Below are 16012 nucleotides of genomic sequence, written 5' to 3' on the forward strand. Positions count from 1 at the left end.
ACAACAACGATGATTATCTACGGTGTGGCATTGCTGGCGATCTGCACGCTGGCGGGCGTGATCATGGGCGACATGCTCGGCGTGTTGCTGGGGGTCAAATCCAACGTGGGCGGGGTGGGCATCGCAATGATCCTGCTGATCTGCGCCCGTTTGTGGATGCAAAAACGTGGCGGCATGACCAAGGATTGCGAGATGGGCGTGGGCTTCTGGGGCGCCATGTACATCCCGGTGGTGGTGGCGATGGCGGCGCAACAGAACGTGGTCACGGCCTTGCACGGCGGTCCTGTCGCGGTCCTGGCGGCGATGGGTTCCGTGGTGGTCTGTGGTTGCACCATCGCGCTCATCAGCCGTACCCACAAGGGCGAACCGTTGCCCGCCGAAGAGCCGCTGATCGCTGCTGCGGGAGGTCGCTGATATGTGGGATCTCATCGAAAAAGGGTTGGAACATAACGGCCTGATCACCGCCTTTGCCTTCGTCGGCGTGGTGATGTGGATTTCCGTGGTGCTGTCCAAGCGCCTCACCTTTGGGCGAATTCATGGTTCGGCGATTGCCATCGTCATCGGCCTGGTTTTGGCGTGGGTCGGTGGCACGGTCACTGGCGGGCAAAAAGGCTTGGCCGACATGGCACTGTTCTCCGGCATTGGCCTGATGGGCGGCGCGATGCTGCGTGACTTCGCCATCGTTGCCACGGCGTTTGAAGTGCAAGCCACCGAGGCACGCAAAGCCGGATTGATCGGGGTGATTGCGCTGCTGTTGGGCACGGTGTTGCCGTTCATTGTTGGTGCGAGCATGGCCTGGGCATTTGGTTATCGTGATGCGATCAGCATGACGACTATCGGTGCCGGCGCGGTGACGTACATCGTTGGCCCGGTGACCGGAGCGGCCATTGGTGCGACCTCGGACGTGATGGCGCTGTCGATTGCCACGGGCTTGATCAAGGCCATTCTGGTGATGGTCGGCACGCCGGTGGCGGCGCGCTGGATGGGCCTGGACAACCCGCGTTCGGCGATGGTGTTTGGTGGCTTGGCGGGGACGGTCAGCGGTGTGACCGCGGGGCTGGCGGCGACGGATCGGCGGTTGGTGCCCTATGGCGCGCTGACGGCGACGTTCCATACCGGGCTTGGGTGTTTGCTGGGGCCTTCGGTGTTGTACTTCATTGTTCGTGGGTTGGTTGGCTAGTTTCGGAATTTATGGTGTCTGGTCGGGCCTCTTCGCGAGCAAGCCCGCTCCCACAGTTGATCGGGTTCCAGCATGAAAATGCGGTCGAATGTGGGAGCGGGCTTGCTCGCGAATGCGGTGTATCAGGTTGCCACCTGGCGATTGGCGTACATCCGGCACTCTGCCAACAACGCCAACAGGTTCGGGTCGCGCTCCTTGGCCTTCAGGAACACCACCCCTATCTGCTGCTGCAGCCGGTACCGGGGTTGCAGCGGGATCAGCTTCACCCGGTTCTCATACACCGCCGCAATCCGCCCGGGCAGCAGTGCGTAACCCACGCCCGAGCTGACCATGCTCAGCAGCGTAAAGATGTCATTGACCTGCATCGCCACCTTCGGCTCGAACCCCGCCTGCTGGAACACGCGGTTGCCATCCTGGTGGGTGGCGAAGCCCTGGGTGAGGGTGATGAAGGTGGCGTCGCGCACATCCGCCAGGTCGATCTGCTGTTCGCGGTCGAAGGGCGAGTCGGCCGGGGTGGCCAGGAAGATGTCATCGGAAAACAGCGCGATCTGCTCGCAGTCGGGGTCGTTGGCATGCTCATCCAGGGAGATGAGGATGGCGTCCACTTCCATGTTCTTGAGCTTGTAGAGCAAGTCGAAGTTGGAGCCCAGGATCAGGTCGATGTTGAGTTCGCTGCGGCGGATCTTCAGGCCCATGATCAATTGCGGCACGGTCTTCACCGTGAGCGAATAGAGTGACCCCAGCTTGAAACGCTCCGCCGAATAGCCTGCCGCTTCGCGAGTGAGGCGTACGCTGTCGACCACGTCGGCCACCAGTTTCTGTGCGCGCTCCTCCAACACGTAGGCGCTCTCCAGCGGCGTGAGGTTGCGCCCTTCGTGCTTGAACAGCGGGCAGCGCAGCGCGTTTTCCAGGGAGTGGATGGCGCGGTGCACGCTGACGTTGCTGGTTTGCAGCTCGGCGGCGGCCCGGGCCAGGTTGCCGGTGCGCATGAACGCCAGGAAGATTTCCAGCTTCTTGAGGGTGAACTCTTCGTCGATCAGCATGGCGGTCACTCTTGTTCGAATGCCGTCGATTGTGCCCCTAAAACCAATTCACTCCCAGCCATGCACTGCCCAGGCCCAGCAATACACCGACGATGATCAGCCAGATCGCGTTGAGCCGCGTGTAATAGACCACGGCGGCGCTGGCCAGGGTCAGGACCAGGCTGGTGGTGTTGTTTTCCAGGCTGTTCATCAGGATGTAGGTGGAGGCGAGGATCAGGCCGATGGAGATCGGCAGCAGGCTGCGCTTGACCCGTTGCACCCAGGGCGTCTGGGTGTGCTTTTCCAGCCAGCCGGCGCCGACGTAGGCCAATACCGAACAGGGCACCAGCTTGGCCAGCAAGGCCACCAGTGCACCCGGCAGCCCCGCCGCCTGTTGGCCGATGAACACCAGGAACATGCCGTTGGGCCCCGGCAGCGCCTGGGACAGGGCGAAGAACGCGACGAATTGCGCGTCGGTGATCCAATGCATGTCCACCACGGTGTAGCGGTGGATGTCGCCAATGGCCACGGTGTTGCCGCCAATCGCCATCAGCGACCACAGCGCGCATTGGATCATCAGGTGCAGGAGGACGGTCTGCATCAGCCGGCCACCTTTTTCGTGTCGATGAAACTCAAGGCCAGGGAGCTGGGGATGCTGATCAGCAACACCAGCCACAGCGGCAGCACCAGCACGGCCATCAACACGAAGGTCAGCACGAAGGCGCTGTAGTTGGCCAGGTTGCGGGGCATGGCCTTGAGCAGGCGCAGTGTTGTACCCAACATCAGCCCGGTGGCAATCGGCATCACCGCGCCGAAGATCTGCTGCACCACTTCATGGCTCCACCACTTGGCGTAGGCGAACCCGGCCAGCACGGTGATCAGCGAGGGGAACAGGTACAGCCCGCAGACGGTCACAACCGCACCCGGCAAGCCGTGCAGGCGACGGCCGAAGATGATGCCGACGTTGGCGATATTCGGGCCGGGGAAAAATTGGCCGGTAGTGAGCAGTTCATTGAAGCCCTGCTCGCTGACCCAGCGCCTGCGGTCGACCATCATCTGCCGCGCCCAGGGCATCACGCCGCCAAAGCCGAACAGGCCGACCATGGCGAAGTTGTAAAAAAGCTGCCATAGGCTGGGGGGCGGTGCGTCGGGTTCAAGCTCGGGCATGGCGATTACCAATAGGGCGCTTTTATGTGGGAGCTGGCTTGCCTGCGATAGCGGTCTATCAGTTGATAGAGATGTTGAGTCTCAGGCCCTCATCGCAGGCAAGCCAGCTCCCACAGGATTGTGCGAATCATCCGATGGGCAGTGGTCGTTGGGCAAATGAAGAAAGGGTGTTACCTGAAAGTGAGTGTCTGGCGTCAGAATGCTCAGGGTGATAACGGTTATTCGAGGTGAGTGACACATGTATCACGGGGAACGATTCAACGCCTGGAGCCATTTGCTCGGGGCGGTCGCAGCCTTTGCCGGCGCAGTGTGGATGCTGGTGGTAGCGAGCCTGGATGGCAGCCCCTGGAAGATCGTCAGCGTGGCGATCTATGGCTTTACGCTGTTGGTGCTGTACAGCGCGTCCACCGTGTACCACAGCGTGCGCGGGCGGCGAAAAGAGATCATGCAGAAGGTCGATCACTTTTCGATCTACCTGCTGATCGCCGGCAGCTACACGCCGTTTTGCCTGGTCACCCTGCGTGGTCCATGGGGCTGGACGTTGTTCGGCATCGTCTGGGGGCTGGCGGTGATTGGCATCCTGCAGGAGATCAAGCCGCGCTCCGAAGCACGGGTGCTGTCCATCGTGATCTACGCGGTGATGGGCTGGATCGTGCTGGTGGCGGTCAAGCCACTGATCGCCGCGCTGGGCACGGCGGGGTTTACCTGGCTGGCGGCCGGAGGGGTGCTGTACACCGTGGGCATCATCTTCTTTGCCCTGGAAGATCGCCTGCGGCACTCCCACGGCATCTGGCACCTGTTCGTCATCGGCGGCAGCCTGCTGCACTTTGTGGCAATCATGCACTACGTGCTCTGATAGGCGGCCCGGTCAAAAATGTGGGAGCGGGCTTGCTCGCGAATGCGGTGGTTCAGCCAATATCTACTTCACTGACACACCGCATTCGCGAGCAAGCCCGCTCCCACATTGGATCTTCATCGGTATTAAGAGTGGTGTTCTTATAAGCGTTTCAGCAGTTCCTGGGCTCGGTGGCCGAAGATCTTGAGCAGCTTGGCCAGCATATGCGGCGGCGGTTCGTCGGCGCGAGTCAGGGCGTACAGGGTGATTGGCAGCGGCGGGGTGAGTGTACGGATGCAGGTGGTGGCCGTGGAGGCGCCGAGTGCCGTAAAGGGGTCGATGACGGTAAGCCCGGCGCCGGACTCCACCATGGCACGCGCCAGGGAATAGGTCTGCACCGAGATCGTCACCCGAGGCGCGGGGTCGACGTTTTCCAGGTAGCTGTCGAGCTTGGCCGCCAAGGGGTCGGCGCTGGACAGGCCAATCAACGGCGCACCGGCCAGATCCGCCAAGGGCAACGGTGTGCTCAAAGCGGCTTCAGACCAATAGCCTTTGGACGCCAATGCCACCAGCACACCGTTGGCCAGCACTTGCGTGGTCAACCCCGGATGCCCGGAAAAGTTGAGGGTCAGCGCCAGGTCGATCTCACGCATCAACAGCTTCTGCACCAGCTCGCGGCTATGGTCGCTGGACAGCTCGCAGGCCATGTCCGGGTAGTCGCGTTTCCATTCCAGGATGGCCGGTGGCAGCAGCGACAAGGCCAGCGCCGGGATTGCGCCAATGCGCACGCTGTGCCCGGGTTCGCGCCGCAAGCTCTTGGCCAGGCGCCGCACGCCTTGCAGGCTTTCGGTGACTTTCTCCACTTCGCTTTCCAGCGCCAGGGCTTCCGGGGTGGGCTGCAATTTGCCGCGTACCCGCAGGAACAGGGGGAAGCCCAGCTGCAATTCGGCGTGTTGCAACACCTTGGTCACCGCCGGCTGCGACACGTGCAGCAACTGCGCGGCGGCGCTGACGGAGCCGGTCTGGCGGATGGCTTGGAAGATTTCGATATGACGCAAGCGCATGGCAAGTCCATAACCTTTGTTTATAGGTGACCCATCTTTATTCATTGTCGATGGCCTGTCACCTGCCCCTACGCTTGAGGCCTCTTCATTCAATGGCTGGGGGCTGGGATGGCCAAGCAGGTTTGCATCATCGGCGGTGGGGTTGTCGGGCTTGCCAGCGCCTATGCGTTGGTTCGTGCCGGTCACGAGGTCACGCTGATCGAAGCCCGCGACACGTTGGGCAGCGAAACCAGTTTCGCCAACGGCGGGCAGTTGTCGTACCGCTATGTCGCGCCGCTGGCAGATGCTGGCGTGCCATTGCAAGCCATCGGCTGGCTATTGCGCGGGGACTCGCCGCTCAAGCTGCGCCCGCGCCTGGACCCGCAGCAATGGCGCTGGATGGCCGCGTTTCTCGGCGCCTGCCGGGGCTCGGTGAACGCGCGCAATGCCGGGCACCTGCTGCGCCTGGCGTCCCTGAGCCAGGCCACGTTGCAGCAATGGCGCGAGGACGATCACCTGGACGGTTTCCACTGGCGGCGCAACGGCAAGCTGGTGACCTTCCGCAATGCCAGCAGCTTCGAGCATGCCCGCAGCAAAGTCACCGATATCCTGCAGCAGCAGGTGTTGTCGGCTGACGACTGCGCGCGGCTGGAACCGGCCTTGGTGGGCGGTGGTTTTGTCGGCGGGATCTATACGCCAAACGAAGAAGTGGCCGATTGTCATGCCTTCTGCCAACGCATGGCCGTGCGGCTTGAAGCTTCGGGTCGCTGCCGTTTCCTGCTCGGACGCAAGGTCACTGGGCTTCGTCATGCTCACGGCGCAGTGCAGGCGGTCGAGATGGGCGATGAGGTGATGCCGGTACAAAACCTGGTGCTGGCGGCGGGGTATCGCAGCGCGGAGTTGGGTGTTTCGCTGCCGTTGTACCCGCTCAAGGGTTACAGCCTCAGCGTGCCGATTGGCGCACAGCACCGGGCGCCAAGCGTGAGCATCACCGATTACGACCGCAAGATCGTCTACGCACGTATAGGCGAGCAACTGCGGGTGGCGGCCATGGTGGACATCGTCGGCTTCGACGCCCGCCTGGAGCCCAAGCGCCTGGCGCTGATGAAACGCCAGGCGCTGGAGACATTTCCTATGGCGGGCGACTACACCCAGGCGGTGGAATGGGCCGGCATGCGCCCGGCCACGCCGACCGGCGTGCCGCTGATTGGCGCCAGTGTCTACCGCAACCTGTGGCTCAACCTGGGCCATGGCGCCCTTGGCTTTACCTTGGCCAGCGGCAGCGGCCAATTGCTGGCCGAACTGATCGACCAACGCACGCCTTCCATTGACCTGCAGGGCCTGGTGCCCCGCGCCGCTTGAGGTGTACCCATGAGTATCCACCGTATCAGCAGCAACGACCGGCTCTCTGGCGCCGTGACCTTCAAGGACCTGGTGTTTCTCTCGGGCCAGGTGCCCGGCGATGGCCAGGACGTGGCGACCCAGACTCGAGAAGTGCTGGCCAAGATCGACGGCTTGTTGGCCCAGGCCGGCAGCGACAAGGACCACTTGCTCAACGCGACGATCTACCTGAAAGACATCGGCAGCGGTTTTGCGCCGATGAACGACGTGTGGTCGGCCTGGCTGTCGCCGGGCTGCGCGCCGACGCGCACCACCCTGCAAGCCGAACTGGCGCGGCCGGCAGTGCTGGTGGAAATCAGCGTGATCGCGGTACGTAAATAACTCAAAAACCAACGGAGCATAACAATGAAAAAAATCCTGTTGACCGGCTGCACCCTGGGGCTCTTGTTTGGCGCACAGGCACAGGCCAATGAAGCGCCTCTGGAAGGCACGCTGGGCAAGATCGCCAGCGCCCGATCCATCACCTTGGGTTATCGCGATGCGTCGGTGCCGTTTTCCTACGTGGGCGACCACAGCGGCAAGCCGATGGGCTATTCAGTGGACCTGGCGAACAAGATTGTCGAACGCGTCCAGCAGAAAATCGGGGGGGCCAGCCTCGCGGTGAAATACAACCTGGTGACGTCCCAGACGCGCATCCCGCTGGTGCAGAACGGCACCGTGGACCTGGAATGCGGCTCCACCGGGGTGACGGCCGAGCGGCAGAAACAGGTGGCGTTTTCCTACGGGTTTATCTACGTGAAAGGCCAGTTGCTGACGGCCAAGGACAGCGGCATCACGGGCTTTGCGGACCTGACGGGCAAGAACGTGGTGACCACGGCGGGCACGACCAATGAGCGGTTCCTCAAAAGCTACAACGCCGAGCACAAGGCCAATATGTTCGTGATCAGCGCCAAGGACCACGGCGAAGCGTTCAAGATGCTTGAGACGGGGCGTGCGGCCGCGTTCTACATGGATGACGCCTTGCTCTACGGCGAGCGCGCCAAGGCCAAGGACCCGCACAACTGGGTGGTGGTGGGTAAAGAACAGTCGCGGGAAATCTACAGCTGCATGGTGCGCAAGGACGACCCGCAGTTCCTGGCGGTGGTCAACGACGCGCTGGGCGACCTGTACCGCTCGGGGGCGATCAACGGGATTTACCAGCGCTGGTTTGAACAGCCGATTCCGCCCAAGGGGCTGAACCTGGAGTTCCCGATGACCAGCGAGTTGAAGGCGATCATTGCCACGCCGGTGAGTGACCCGGTGGAATAAAGAAGTGGTCACCCAATCAACACTGTGGGAGCTGGCTTGCCTGCGATAGCGGTGGGTCAGGCGCCAGTGGGGTTGGCTGGAAGACCGCCATCGCAGGCAAGCCAGCTCCCACAGGGGGGATTGGGTTTGCAAAGGGACAGGGTTAGAAATCACCCCACAGTTGTTGGGCCACAGCCAACGCCACCACCGGTGCCGTTTCGGTGCGCAGCACTCGCGGGCCCAGGCGAGCGGCGTGGTAGCCAGCCGCTTGTGCAGTTTGCACCTCGTTGTCCGTCAACCCACCCTCAGGCCCGATCAGGAAGGCCAGGCTCGCTGGCTTGGCGTGGCTGACCATCGGCTCGGCCACCGGGTGCAGCACCAGCTTCAAATCGGCCTCGGTCTGCTTCAACCAGTCCGCCAGCAACAGTGGCGGGTGGATGACCGGCACGGTTGAACGCCCACACTGCTCGCATGCGCTGATCGCCACTTGGCGCCAGTGCAGCAGGCGTTTGTCGGCGCGTTCGTCCTTGAGGCGCACTTCGCAGCGGTCACTGAAAATCGGCGTGATTTCATTCACACCCAATTCGGTGGCTTTCTGAATGGCCCAATCCATACGCTCGCCCCGGGACAGGCCCTGGCCGAGATGAATGTGCAGTGGTGACTCGGCCTGGCCATCGAAGTGTTGGGTGAGTTGCACGGTGACGCGCTTCTTGCCGACTTCCAGCAGGCTGCCCAGGAACTCCTGGCCGGAACCATCGAACAATTGCACGGCGTCGCCTTCGCCCATGCGCAGCACGCGGCTGATGTAGTGCGCCTGGGCTTCGGGCAATTCGTGCTCGCCTAGGCTCAGCGGGGTGTCGGTGAAAAAGCGGGACAGTCTCATTTCTGTTCTCTGGAAATATTTATGTAGGCGCGAGCTTGCTGTGGCGAGGGAGCTTGCTCCCGTTCGACTGCGGAGCAGTCGCCAGATTTTGGGGGCGCTTCGCACCCCAGCGGGAGCAAGCTCCCTCGCCACAGAAGCCGGCTCCTACAAGGGTGTGGGTGATCAGCCGGGGTCGCGGAAGCCTGGATGGAAGTCCTTTGGTACGGCAACGCTGACCTTGCTGTTGGTGGCGATATCGATGCCTTCGCTGGCAACCTCGGCCAAAAAGTCGATCTGCTCGGGCGTGATCACGTAAGGCGGTAGGAAATACACCACGCTGCCCAGCGGCCGCAACAGCGCACCACGCTCCAGGGCGTGCTCGAACACCTTCAGGCCACGGCGTTCCTGCCACGGGTAGGCGGTCTTGGTGGCTTTGTCCTGGACCATCTCGATGGCCAGCACCATGCCGGTCTGGCGCACTTCCGACACGTGGGGGTGGTCCACCAGGTGCGCGGTGGCAGTGGCCATGCGCTGGGCCAGGGCCTTGTTGTTTTCGATGACGTTGTCTTCTTCGAAAATATCCAGGGTCGCCAGGGCCGCCGCACACGCCAGCGGGTTGCCGGTGTAGCTGTGGGAATGCAGGAAGGCACGCAGGGTCGGGTAGTCGTCGTAGAACGCGTCGTACACGTCATCGGTGGTGACCACGGCCGCCAGCGGCAGATAACCGCCCGTAAGGGCCTTGGACAGGCACAGGAAGTCCGGGCGGATGCCGGCCTGTTCACAGGCGAACAGGCTGCCGGTGCGGCCGAAACCGACGGCGATTTCGTCGTGGATCAGGTGCACACCGTAGCGGTCGCAGGCTTCGCGCAGCAGTTTGAGGTACACCGGGTGGTACATGCGCATGCCGCCCGCACCCTGGATCAACGGTTCGATGATCACGGCGGCGACGCTATCGTGGTGCTCGGCGAGGGTCTGCTCCATCACCTGGGCCATTGTGCGCGAGTGGTCTTCCCAGCTCACGCCTTCGGGGCGCAGGTAGCAATCGGGGCTCGGCACTTTGATCGTGTCGAGCAGCAACGCCTTGTAGGTTTCGGTAAACAGCGGCACGTCGCCCACCGACATCGCGGCGATGGTTTCGCCGTGGTAGCTGTTGGTCAGGGTGACGAAGCGCTTTTTGTTCGGCAGGCCACGGTTGAGCCAGTAGTGAAAGCTCATTTTCAGCGCAACTTCGATGCACGACGAGCCGTTATCGGCGTAGAAGCATCGCGTCAGGCCTTCGGGCGTCATTTGCACCAGGCGCTCGGACAGCTCGATCACCGGCTGGTGGCTGAAACCGGCGAGGATCACATGTTCCAATTGGTCCACCTGGTCCTTGATGCGCTGGTTGATGCGCGGGTTGGCGTGGCCGAACACGTTGACCCACCAGGAGCTGACGGCGTCGAGGTAGCGTTTGCCTTCGAAGTCTTCCAGCCAGACGCCTTCACCCCGCTTGATCGGGATCAGGGGCAGTTGCTGGTGGTCTTTCATCTGGGTGCAGGGATGCCACAGCACGGCGAGGTCGCGTTGCATCCACTGGTTATTCAAGCCCATCTGGGGTCTCCTCGAAGCGGCCCGCGTGGCACGCGGGCGTAACAATCGCGCAAGCCTATGCAATGGATGGCCGTGTCACAACCCATAACCTGCGAATAGGCAGTAAACACAGGACGGTCTGTCACGTTTCTTCTGGATAGTCCTTAATCCGTTGTTAATTTACGCTTCATACCCTCAAGATCGTATTTCTCGATATTTCAAAGCGAAAATTTCCGCTTTAATTCGATAGGTAAATCGCTAGTCTTGGGCGCAGCTCTTACGGGATTAAGTACATGCAGTTACGCAATTCTCCGGCCCGCTACGGTTGGGTCAGCATGGTTTTGCACTGGGGCGTAGCCTTGGTGGTGTTTGGTCTGTTCGCCCTGGGCTTGTGGATGGTCGGGCTCGATTACTACAGCGCCTGGCGCAAAGACGCGCCGGACCTGCACAAGAGTATTGGCATCACGCTGTTCGCCATCATGCTGGTGCGTATCGTCTGGCGTCTGGTCAGCCCGCCGCCACCACCGCTTGCCAGCTACAGCCGCTTGACCCGTATCGGTGCCGCATTTGGCCACGCGTTCCTTTATCTCGGGCTGTTTGCCGTGATGATTGCCGGTTACCTGATTTCCACCGCAGACGGTGTCGGTATCCCGGTGTTTGGCCTGTTTGAGATTCCTGCTGTGGTTTCCGGGCTACCGGACCAGGCAGACAACGCCGGCGTGGTGCACCTGTACCTCGCCTGGGTATTGGTGGTCTTCGCCGGCTTGCACGGCGTGGCTGCCTTGAAACACCACTTTATCGATCGTGATGCGACCCTCACGCGAATGCTGGGGCGCAAAGCCTGATGTTCAACCTCGACTCACAAGGAATAGAACGCATGTTGAAAAAGACCCTCGCTGCTCTGGCAATCGGTACTGCCCTGCTGTCCGCAGGCCAAGTGATGGCTGCTGACTACAAGATCGACAAGGAAGGCCAGCACGCCTTCATCGACTGGAAAATCAGCCACCTGGGCTACAGCTACATCCACGGTACCTTCAAGGACTGGGATGGCACTTTCAGCTGGGATGCCGCCAAGCCTGAAGCCAGCAAAATCGCTGTCGACGTGAAAACCGCCAGCCTGTGGTCCAACCACGCAGAACGTGACAAGCACGTTGCGAGCAAGGACTTCCTGGACGTCGCCAAGTTTGCCGACGCCAAGTTCGTGTCCACCGCCGTTAAATCCACCGGCGAAAAAACCGCTGACGTGACCGGCGACCTGACGTTCCACGGTGTGACCAAGCCGGTGACCTTCAAGGCGACCTTCAACGGTGAAGGCAAGGATCCATGGGGCGGCGAACGTGCTGGCTTCAACGCCACCACCACGCTTAACCTGAACGACTTCGGCATCAAGGGCCCAGGCCCGTCCTCGCAGACTGTAGACCTGGACATCTCGCTGGAAGGTGTGAAACAGAAATAATTGCTGCCCGCACAAAAAAACCGGATCTCGCGATCCGGTTTTTTTATGCCTAGCCGTTCAACACAACAATTGATCTGACATGGGATCCCCTGTGGGAGCGGGCCCATCCACTGTTGATCTGTGTTGAGTCAAAAAAAATGCCCCGTCTCGAAAGAGGCGGGGCATTTTTTATAGGGCTTTGAAACTCAGCGGTTACGGGTCAGCAGCGCTGGCTTCTCACCACGAGGACGGCCCGGCAGTTGATCCAACTGCTCAGGTGTCGGGAAGCGGTCTGCCTTCGACTCCTTGTGGATGATCTTCGGCGCCGGGCCGCCGCGCGGGTTCTGCACGGCTGGCTCGGACGAACGGGCTTGGTCGTCACGGGACGGGCGCCGGTTGCGCGAGTCTTCGCGACGGGCCTGGCCGTCACGTGGTGCACCGTTGCGTGGGCCGTTGCGCTTGCCGGGTGGGGTACCGGTGGTGCCGCCGCTGCTGTTGCGCGGACCGTTCTGACGGCCACCTTGTGGCTGACCGCCACGTGGCGCACCTGCACCCGCACCTTGTGCCGGGGCACCCGGGCGGCGGCCACGGCCCTGGGCCGGTTTGGCCTGGGGCACGTAGTCGACGCGGTTACCGAAGTTGTCCACGTCGTCGTCCAGGAACTCGTCTGGGGCGCGGTCGGCTGCGGCGCGTGGCGGCTGGCTCGGCTGGCGCTGTTCGCGGGCCGGGGTGCCTTCACGTGGCTTCTGCTCGCGGGCCGGGCGTTCGCCACGGCTGCTGGAGGCGGATTTTTCCTTGCCCTTGTCTTTGCCCTTGTCGCGACGACCACCGCCACCACCGCCGCCGTTCGGGCCATCGCCCTTCGGACCGCGTGGGTTGCGCGGGTTGCGCACGTCCGGACGTTCGCGCGCTTCTGGCTTCTCGGCCTCCACGGCGCTGGCATCGAAGCCCATCAGGTCGCCGTCGGCGATTTTCTGCTTGGTCATGCGCTCGATGCTTTTCAGCAGTTTTTCTTCGTCCGGTGCAACCAGGGAGATGGCTTCACCCGAACGACCGGCACGGCCGGTACGGCCGATACGGTGCACGTAGTCTTCATCGACGTTTGGCAGCTCGAAGTTGACCACGTGTGGCAATTGGTCGATGTCCAGGCCGCGTGCGGCGATATCGGTGGCGACCAGGATGCGCACGGTGCCGGCCTTGAAGTCAGCCAGGGCCTTGGTGCGTGCGTTCTGGCTCTTGTTGCCGTGGATGGCGACGGCGGTGAGGCCGTGCTTGTCCAGGTACTCGGCCAGGCGGTTGGCGCCGTGCTTGGTGCGGGTGAACACCAGCACCTGTTCCCAGGCGCCTGCGGTGATCAGGTGAGCCAGCAGCGCACGCTTGTGGCTGGCGGCCAGGCGGAACACGCGTTGCTCGATGCGCTCGACCGTGGTGTTCGGCGGCGTGACTTCGATGCGTTCCGGGTTGTGCAGCAGCTTGCCGGCCAGGGCAGTGATGTCCTGGGAGAACGTGGCCGAGAACAGCAGGTTCTGGCGTTTGGCTGGCAGGCGCGCGAGGACCTTTTTCACGTCATGGACAAAGCCCATGTCGAGCATGCGGTCGGCTTCGTCCAGCACGAGGATTTCCACGTGGGACAGGTCGACGCTGCCTTGGCCGCACAGGTCGAGCAGGCGGCCAGGGCAGGCCACCAGCACGTCAACACCACGGGACATGGCCTGAACCTGTGGGTTCATGCCGACGCCGCCGAAGATGCAGGCGCTGACGAACTTCAGGTCGCGGGCATACAGCTTGAAGCTGTCGTGCACTTGGGCGGCGAGTTCGCGGGTAGGGGTCAGGACCAGTACACGCGGTTGGCGCGGGCCGTGACGCTGGGATTTGTCCGGATGACCGTTGGGAAACAACCGCTCCAGGATCGGGAGGGCGAAGCCGCCGGTTTTACCAGTACCTGTCTGAGCCGCAACCATCAGGTCGCGACCTTGCAACACGGCGGGAATGGCCCGCTGTTGCACCGGAGTAGGCTCGGTATAGCCCGCTGCCTCGATGGCGCGGACTAAAGCCTCGGAGAGACCGAGGGAAGCAAAGGACATGAGTAATCCTGTTTTAGTTAGGGCTTGGCCCAGAGGGATAATCTTGCCGGGCGTGAATGACGCTTAGGGGAGCGTTATCCCGTCCGGTCCTGCTGCGTCTGGCGGGCACTCCACCGGCTCGCGCGGGCTGAAAGCTGCGCTGTAGCGGGGTTGGGTGCCTTTTTCAAGACCTCAGCGGCCGGGCGTAAGCCTGGCGGAAAGGCCGGAGTATAACAGAGCAATCACGGCGCGCTGCTTTCCTGCTGCTCAACGGTGTGTTCGGGGACGGGTATCGAGGCCGTTGGGGCAGGGCCGCCGCCGTATTTTTCGCTCAAGGCGGCGTAGGCGGGCTCTTGTTTGAAGCGTTTGAGCTCGGCGGCAAAGCGTTGCACCAGCAGGTCCATGCCTGCGCCACGGCGCACTGCCAGGAACTGCTGTTGGCGGCTGACCACCATGGGCGCCTGGCTGACCTTGCCTTCCAGGCCCAGGGCCTTGAGCACATGCTGGCCCACGCGGCGGTCAGTGATCAACAGGTCGATGCGGCCCAGGGACAGCTTGCCGAAGTTGGCCTCGTGGCTGGGAGCCGGCTCGTGGTTGAACAGGGTGGACTCCCTGAACGCCTCGCTATAGAGGTAGCCCGGTGAGGTGCCGACCGTCAGGCCGCGCAGGTCGTCGAGGGTTTCGACGGGGTGGGGGCGCTCGTTGGCGTAGTACAGCGCGAACTCGACTTCCGACAACGGCTCGCTGGGGTAGAGCAGCAGGGCGTCGCGGTCGTGGCTGTGGAAGATGTCCAGCGCGCCATCGGCGTGGCCCTGGTCAAGCATCGCCAGGCAGCGTTTCCAGGGCAGGAACTGCCACTGCACATCGACCCCCAGGCGCTGGAACACGATCACCGTGGTTTCGTAGTCCAGCCCGCGCATGGTGCCGTTGTCGTCGTAGACGTAAGGCGCCCAGGGCTCGGTGACAATGCGCAATTTCTCGCCATGAGCGGCGAAGCTCAGGCAAGTGAAAAGCGCAGCGGTCAACAGCTTGAGAAGAACGGGCATGCCCTGAGGTTACGACGCTCCTGCCCTAAAGAGAAGCTCTGGCACACGCATTTGCGGGCGGTCCTATTTGGCCGGTGTGTCCATCAGATGCTCGTGGATCGCATTGCGCCGCTCGCCCAGAATCAGACGCACCACCGGGTTGGCGAACCAGTGCTCCAGTTGGTGTGCGTCAATCGGCCGCTGCTGGCGCTCTTCCTGATTTTGTCGCGCCTTGTCCCACCAAACCGGGCCGCACGCCTGGTCGAATTCATTCTCGTGCTCGTAGCAACCGTAGAGGATTTCACGGATGAACTGCTGCTGGTGCTTGGGCAGCAGCAGCGTGATCAGCTTGTACATCAGGCGTTGCAGGCGCGGTGGGCGCGGCAGGTGTGAGGACACCTGGCGGGTGTCGGCCATCGCCAGTTCGCTGGTAGGGTTTGCCCCGTGCTTGGCGATCCACGCCTTGACCTTGGCCCGGAACAGCTGCTTGCGGCTCCAGTAGTGGTGGATCAGGTCCGGGCACTCGCGCACGTTGACGGTACGGTAGGCGGCGATGGACAAGCAGAACTCTTCCAGGGTGTAGGCGCCCTGAGCATGGGGGAACAGTTCATCCATCAGCTCGATCGAGCGGTCGAGGATGTGTGCGTCCTGTTGCGTCAGGCCCATGACGCCCGAGTTGAGGGTCATCATGTCATCGTCGGCCACGCCCATGTCCAGTAAACGCTGGTGCAGGGCGGTGTAGAGGATGCTTTCGTGGTTATCGCCGTACTTGGTATAGAAGGCGTTGCACAGCAAAGTGCCGGGCTGCACGCGCTCGAACAGCGCCATGGGCGAGTGATGGAAGAAGGTGTCGGTGTCGATCAGCAGCGCGACCGGCGACTCCTCCAGCACTTGGCGCAGCACCACGTGCTTGGTGCGGAAGTGGTAACCATGGGGCTCGCTCCAGCGTTTGCGCGTGGCCTCGTCCAGCGGGCGCACACGTACGGGCAGCAGGCGATAGGGCTCTGGGTTGTCGCTGAATACCTGGATATCAAGGGCCGCGTCCGGGGTTTCCTGCAGAAAGGCCAATGCGCTGGCGATGCTGAATACCGCTTCCTGGTGGTAGGTCTCGGAACCGAAGACCAGGTAGACCAGTTGCGGGCGGGACGTCGGAGAGGCTGTATTCATGGACTGCTGGATTCCG

The 16012-nt window shown here is 62.3% G+C and carries 17 protein-coding genes; 8 read left to right on the forward strand and 9 right to left on the reverse strand.

Annotated features, from left to right (window positions below):
* Positions 1 to 9 precede the first annotated feature (9 nt).
* Together madL and madM are read left to right on the forward strand one after the other, a co-directional pair.
* Positions 10 to 414 (forward strand): malonate transporter subunit MadL, encoded by a 405-nt coding sequence (gene madL, locus HX803_RS08905; protein WP_178920060.1) that lies wholly within the window; start codon positions 10 to 12, stop codon positions 412 to 414.
* Between the two features lies 1 nt (position 415).
* Positions 416 to 1180, forward strand: coding sequence for a malonate transporter subunit MadM (madM, locus tag HX803_RS08910; RefSeq protein ID WP_176996745.1), 765 nt, complete (start codon positions 416 to 418; stop codon positions 1178 to 1180).
* 122 nt (positions 1181 to 1302) lie between these two features.
* Here the strand turns inward: madM and HX803_RS08915 are convergent, their stop codons facing one another.
* The 3 genes from HX803_RS08915 to HX803_RS08925 are packed head-to-tail and all read right to left on the reverse strand — an operon-like array spanning position 1303 to position 3369.
* Positions 1303 to 2223, reverse strand: a complete 921-nt coding sequence (locus tag HX803_RS08915; protein ID WP_178920061.1) for a LysR substrate-binding domain-containing protein — start codon at positions 2221 to 2223, stop codon at positions 1303 to 1305.
* A 37-nt stretch (positions 2224 to 2260) separates the two neighbouring features.
* Positions 2261 to 2803, reverse strand: coding sequence for a chromate transporter (locus HX803_RS08920; protein WP_178920062.1), 543 nt, complete (start codon positions 2801 to 2803; stop codon positions 2261 to 2263).
* Positions 2803 to 3369, reverse strand: a complete 567-nt coding sequence (locus HX803_RS08925) for a chromate transporter (protein ID WP_176996742.1) — start codon at positions 3367 to 3369, stop codon at positions 2803 to 2805. Before HX803_RS08925 ends, HX803_RS08920 begins: the two co-directional genes overlap by 1 nt.
* 238 nt (positions 3370 to 3607) lie before the next feature.
* On the opposite strand from HX803_RS08925, the gene HX803_RS08930 reads away from it, so the two are divergent.
* The gene (locus HX803_RS08930) at positions 3608 to 4225 is read left to right on the forward strand and encodes a hemolysin III family protein (RefSeq protein WP_178920063.1); all 618 of its coding nucleotides are present in this window, start codon (positions 3608 to 3610) and stop codon (positions 4223 to 4225) included.
* Positions 4226 to 4365: 140 nt separating this feature from the next.
* On the opposite strand, the gene HX803_RS08935 is transcribed toward HX803_RS08930, so the two are convergent.
* On the reverse strand, positions 4366 to 5268 hold the full coding sequence (locus HX803_RS08935; RefSeq protein ID WP_178920064.1) for a LysR family transcriptional regulator: 903 nt from the start codon (positions 5266 to 5268) through the stop codon (positions 4366 to 4368).
* Between the two features lie 108 nt (positions 5269 to 5376).
* Between HX803_RS08935 and HX803_RS08940 the strand changes: the two genes are divergently transcribed.
* Genes HX803_RS08940 through HX803_RS08950 form a run of 3 tightly spaced genes read left to right on the forward strand, consistent with a single transcriptional unit; the run spans position 5377 to position 7896 of the window.
* The gene (locus HX803_RS08940) at positions 5377 to 6609 is read left to right on the forward strand and encodes a D-amino acid dehydrogenase (RefSeq protein WP_178920065.1); all 1233 of its coding nucleotides are present in this window, start codon (positions 5377 to 5379) and stop codon (positions 6607 to 6609) included.
* A 9-nt stretch (positions 6610 to 6618) separates the two neighbouring features.
* Positions 6619 to 6969, forward strand: coding sequence for a RidA family protein (locus HX803_RS08945; RefSeq protein WP_178920066.1), 351 nt, complete (start codon positions 6619 to 6621; stop codon positions 6967 to 6969).
* Between the two features lie 24 nt (positions 6970 to 6993).
* Entirely contained in the window at positions 6994 to 7896 is a 903-nt protein-coding gene (locus tag HX803_RS08950) for a transporter substrate-binding domain-containing protein (protein ID WP_178920067.1), read from the forward strand.
* A gap of 142 nt (positions 7897 to 8038) precedes the next feature.
* Here HX803_RS08950 and HX803_RS08955 read toward each other — a convergent pair whose 3' ends face one another.
* Positions 8039 to 8758, reverse strand: a complete 720-nt coding sequence (locus HX803_RS08955) for a 16S rRNA (uracil(1498)-N(3))-methyltransferase (protein WP_178920068.1) — start codon at positions 8756 to 8758, stop codon at positions 8039 to 8041.
* 162 nt (positions 8759 to 8920) lie between these two features.
* Positions 8921 to 10327 (reverse strand): adenosylmethionine--8-amino-7-oxononanoate transaminase, encoded by a 1407-nt coding sequence (locus tag HX803_RS08960; protein WP_178920069.1) that lies wholly within the window; start codon positions 10325 to 10327, stop codon positions 8921 to 8923.
* Positions 10328 to 10599: 272 nt separating this feature from the next.
* Here HX803_RS08960 and HX803_RS08965 point away from each other — a divergent pair, with 272 nt between their 5' ends.
* Together HX803_RS08965 and HX803_RS08970 are read left to right on the forward strand one after the other, a co-directional pair.
* Positions 10600 to 11151 (forward strand): cytochrome b, encoded by a 552-nt coding sequence (locus tag HX803_RS08965; RefSeq protein WP_176996734.1) that lies wholly within the window; start codon positions 10600 to 10602, stop codon positions 11149 to 11151.
* Between the two features lie 32 nt (positions 11152 to 11183).
* Complete coding sequence (locus tag HX803_RS08970) at positions 11184 to 11762, forward strand: YceI family protein (RefSeq protein WP_178920070.1); 579 nt, start codon at positions 11184 to 11186, stop codon at positions 11760 to 11762.
* A 185-nt stretch (positions 11763 to 11947) separates the two neighbouring features.
* Here the strand turns inward: HX803_RS08970 and HX803_RS08975 are convergent, their stop codons facing one another.
* The 3 genes from HX803_RS08975 to HX803_RS08985 form a co-directional block, all read right to left on the reverse strand.
* Positions 11948 to 13825, reverse strand: coding sequence for a DEAD/DEAH box helicase (locus HX803_RS08975; RefSeq protein ID WP_178920071.1), 1878 nt, complete (start codon positions 13823 to 13825; stop codon positions 11948 to 11950).
* Between the two features lie 221 nt (positions 13826 to 14046).
* Complete coding sequence (locus HX803_RS08980; RefSeq protein ID WP_178920072.1) at positions 14047 to 14850, reverse strand: ABC transporter substrate-binding protein; 804 nt, start codon at positions 14848 to 14850, stop codon at positions 14047 to 14049.
* A gap of 63 nt (positions 14851 to 14913) precedes the next feature.
* Positions 14914 to 15996 (reverse strand): hypothetical protein, encoded by a 1083-nt coding sequence (locus HX803_RS08985; protein ID WP_178920073.1) that lies wholly within the window; start codon positions 15994 to 15996, stop codon positions 14914 to 14916.
* Positions 15997 to 16012 lie beyond the last annotated feature (16 nt).

The sequence above is a fragment of the Pseudomonas sp. P7548 genome, assembly GCF_013386585.1.
Lineage (GTDB): Bacteria > Pseudomonadota > Gammaproteobacteria > Pseudomonadales > Pseudomonadaceae > Aquipseudomonas.

Bases quoted from the DNA above. Each gene is read 5' to 3' on its own strand.
- HX803_RS08930 (WP_178920063.1), top strand. From the start codon at position 3,608: ATGTATCACGGGGAACGATTCAACGCCTGGAGCCATTTGCTCGGGGCG.
- HX803_RS08955 (WP_178920068.1), bottom strand. From the start codon at position 8,758: ATGAGACTGTCCCGCTTTTTCACCGACACCCCGCTGAGCCTAGGCGAG.
- HX803_RS08970 (WP_178920070.1), top strand. From the start codon at position 11,184: ATGTTGAAAAAGACCCTCGCTGCTCTGGCAATCGGTACTGCCCTGCTG.
- HX803_RS08925 (WP_176996742.1), bottom strand. From the start codon at position 3,369: ATGCCCGAGCTTGAACCCGACGCACCGCCCCCCAGCCTATGGCAGCTT.
- HX803_RS08950 (WP_178920067.1), top strand. From the start codon at position 6,994: ATGAAAAAAATCCTGTTGACCGGCTGCACCCTGGGGCTCTTGTTTGGC.
- madM (WP_176996745.1), top strand. From the start codon at position 416: ATGTGGGATCTCATCGAAAAAGGGTTGGAACATAACGGCCTGATCACC.
- madL (WP_178920060.1), top strand. From the start codon at position 10: ATGATTATCTACGGTGTGGCATTGCTGGCGATCTGCACGCTGGCGGGC.
- HX803_RS08980 (WP_178920072.1), bottom strand. From the start codon at position 14,850: ATGCCCGTTCTTCTCAAGCTGTTGACCGCTGCGCTTTTCACTTGCCTG.
- HX803_RS08915 (WP_178920061.1), bottom strand. From the start codon at position 2,223: ATGCTGATCGACGAAGAGTTCACCCTCAAGAAGCTGGAAATCTTCCTG.
- HX803_RS08985 (WP_178920073.1), bottom strand. From the start codon at position 15,996: ATGAATACAGCCTCTCCGACGTCCCGCCCGCAACTGGTCTACCTGGTC.
- HX803_RS08940 (WP_178920065.1), top strand. From the start codon at position 5,377: ATGGCCAAGCAGGTTTGCATCATCGGCGGTGGGGTTGTCGGGCTTGCC.
- HX803_RS08920 (WP_178920062.1), bottom strand. From the start codon at position 2,803: ATGCAGACCGTCCTCCTGCACCTGATGATCCAATGCGCGCTGTGGTCG.
- HX803_RS08960 (WP_178920069.1), bottom strand. From the start codon at position 10,327: ATGGGCTTGAATAACCAGTGGATGCAACGCGACCTCGCCGTGCTGTGG.
- HX803_RS08965 (WP_176996734.1), top strand. From the start codon at position 10,600: ATGCAGTTACGCAATTCTCCGGCCCGCTACGGTTGGGTCAGCATGGTT.
- HX803_RS08935 (WP_178920064.1), bottom strand. From the start codon at position 5,268: ATGCGCTTGCGTCATATCGAAATCTTCCAAGCCATCCGCCAGACCGGC.
- HX803_RS08975 (WP_178920071.1), bottom strand. From the start codon at position 13,825: ATGTCCTTTGCTTCCCTCGGTCTCTCCGAGGCTTTAGTCCGCGCCATC.
- HX803_RS08945 (WP_178920066.1), top strand. From the start codon at position 6,619: ATGAGTATCCACCGTATCAGCAGCAACGACCGGCTCTCTGGCGCCGTG.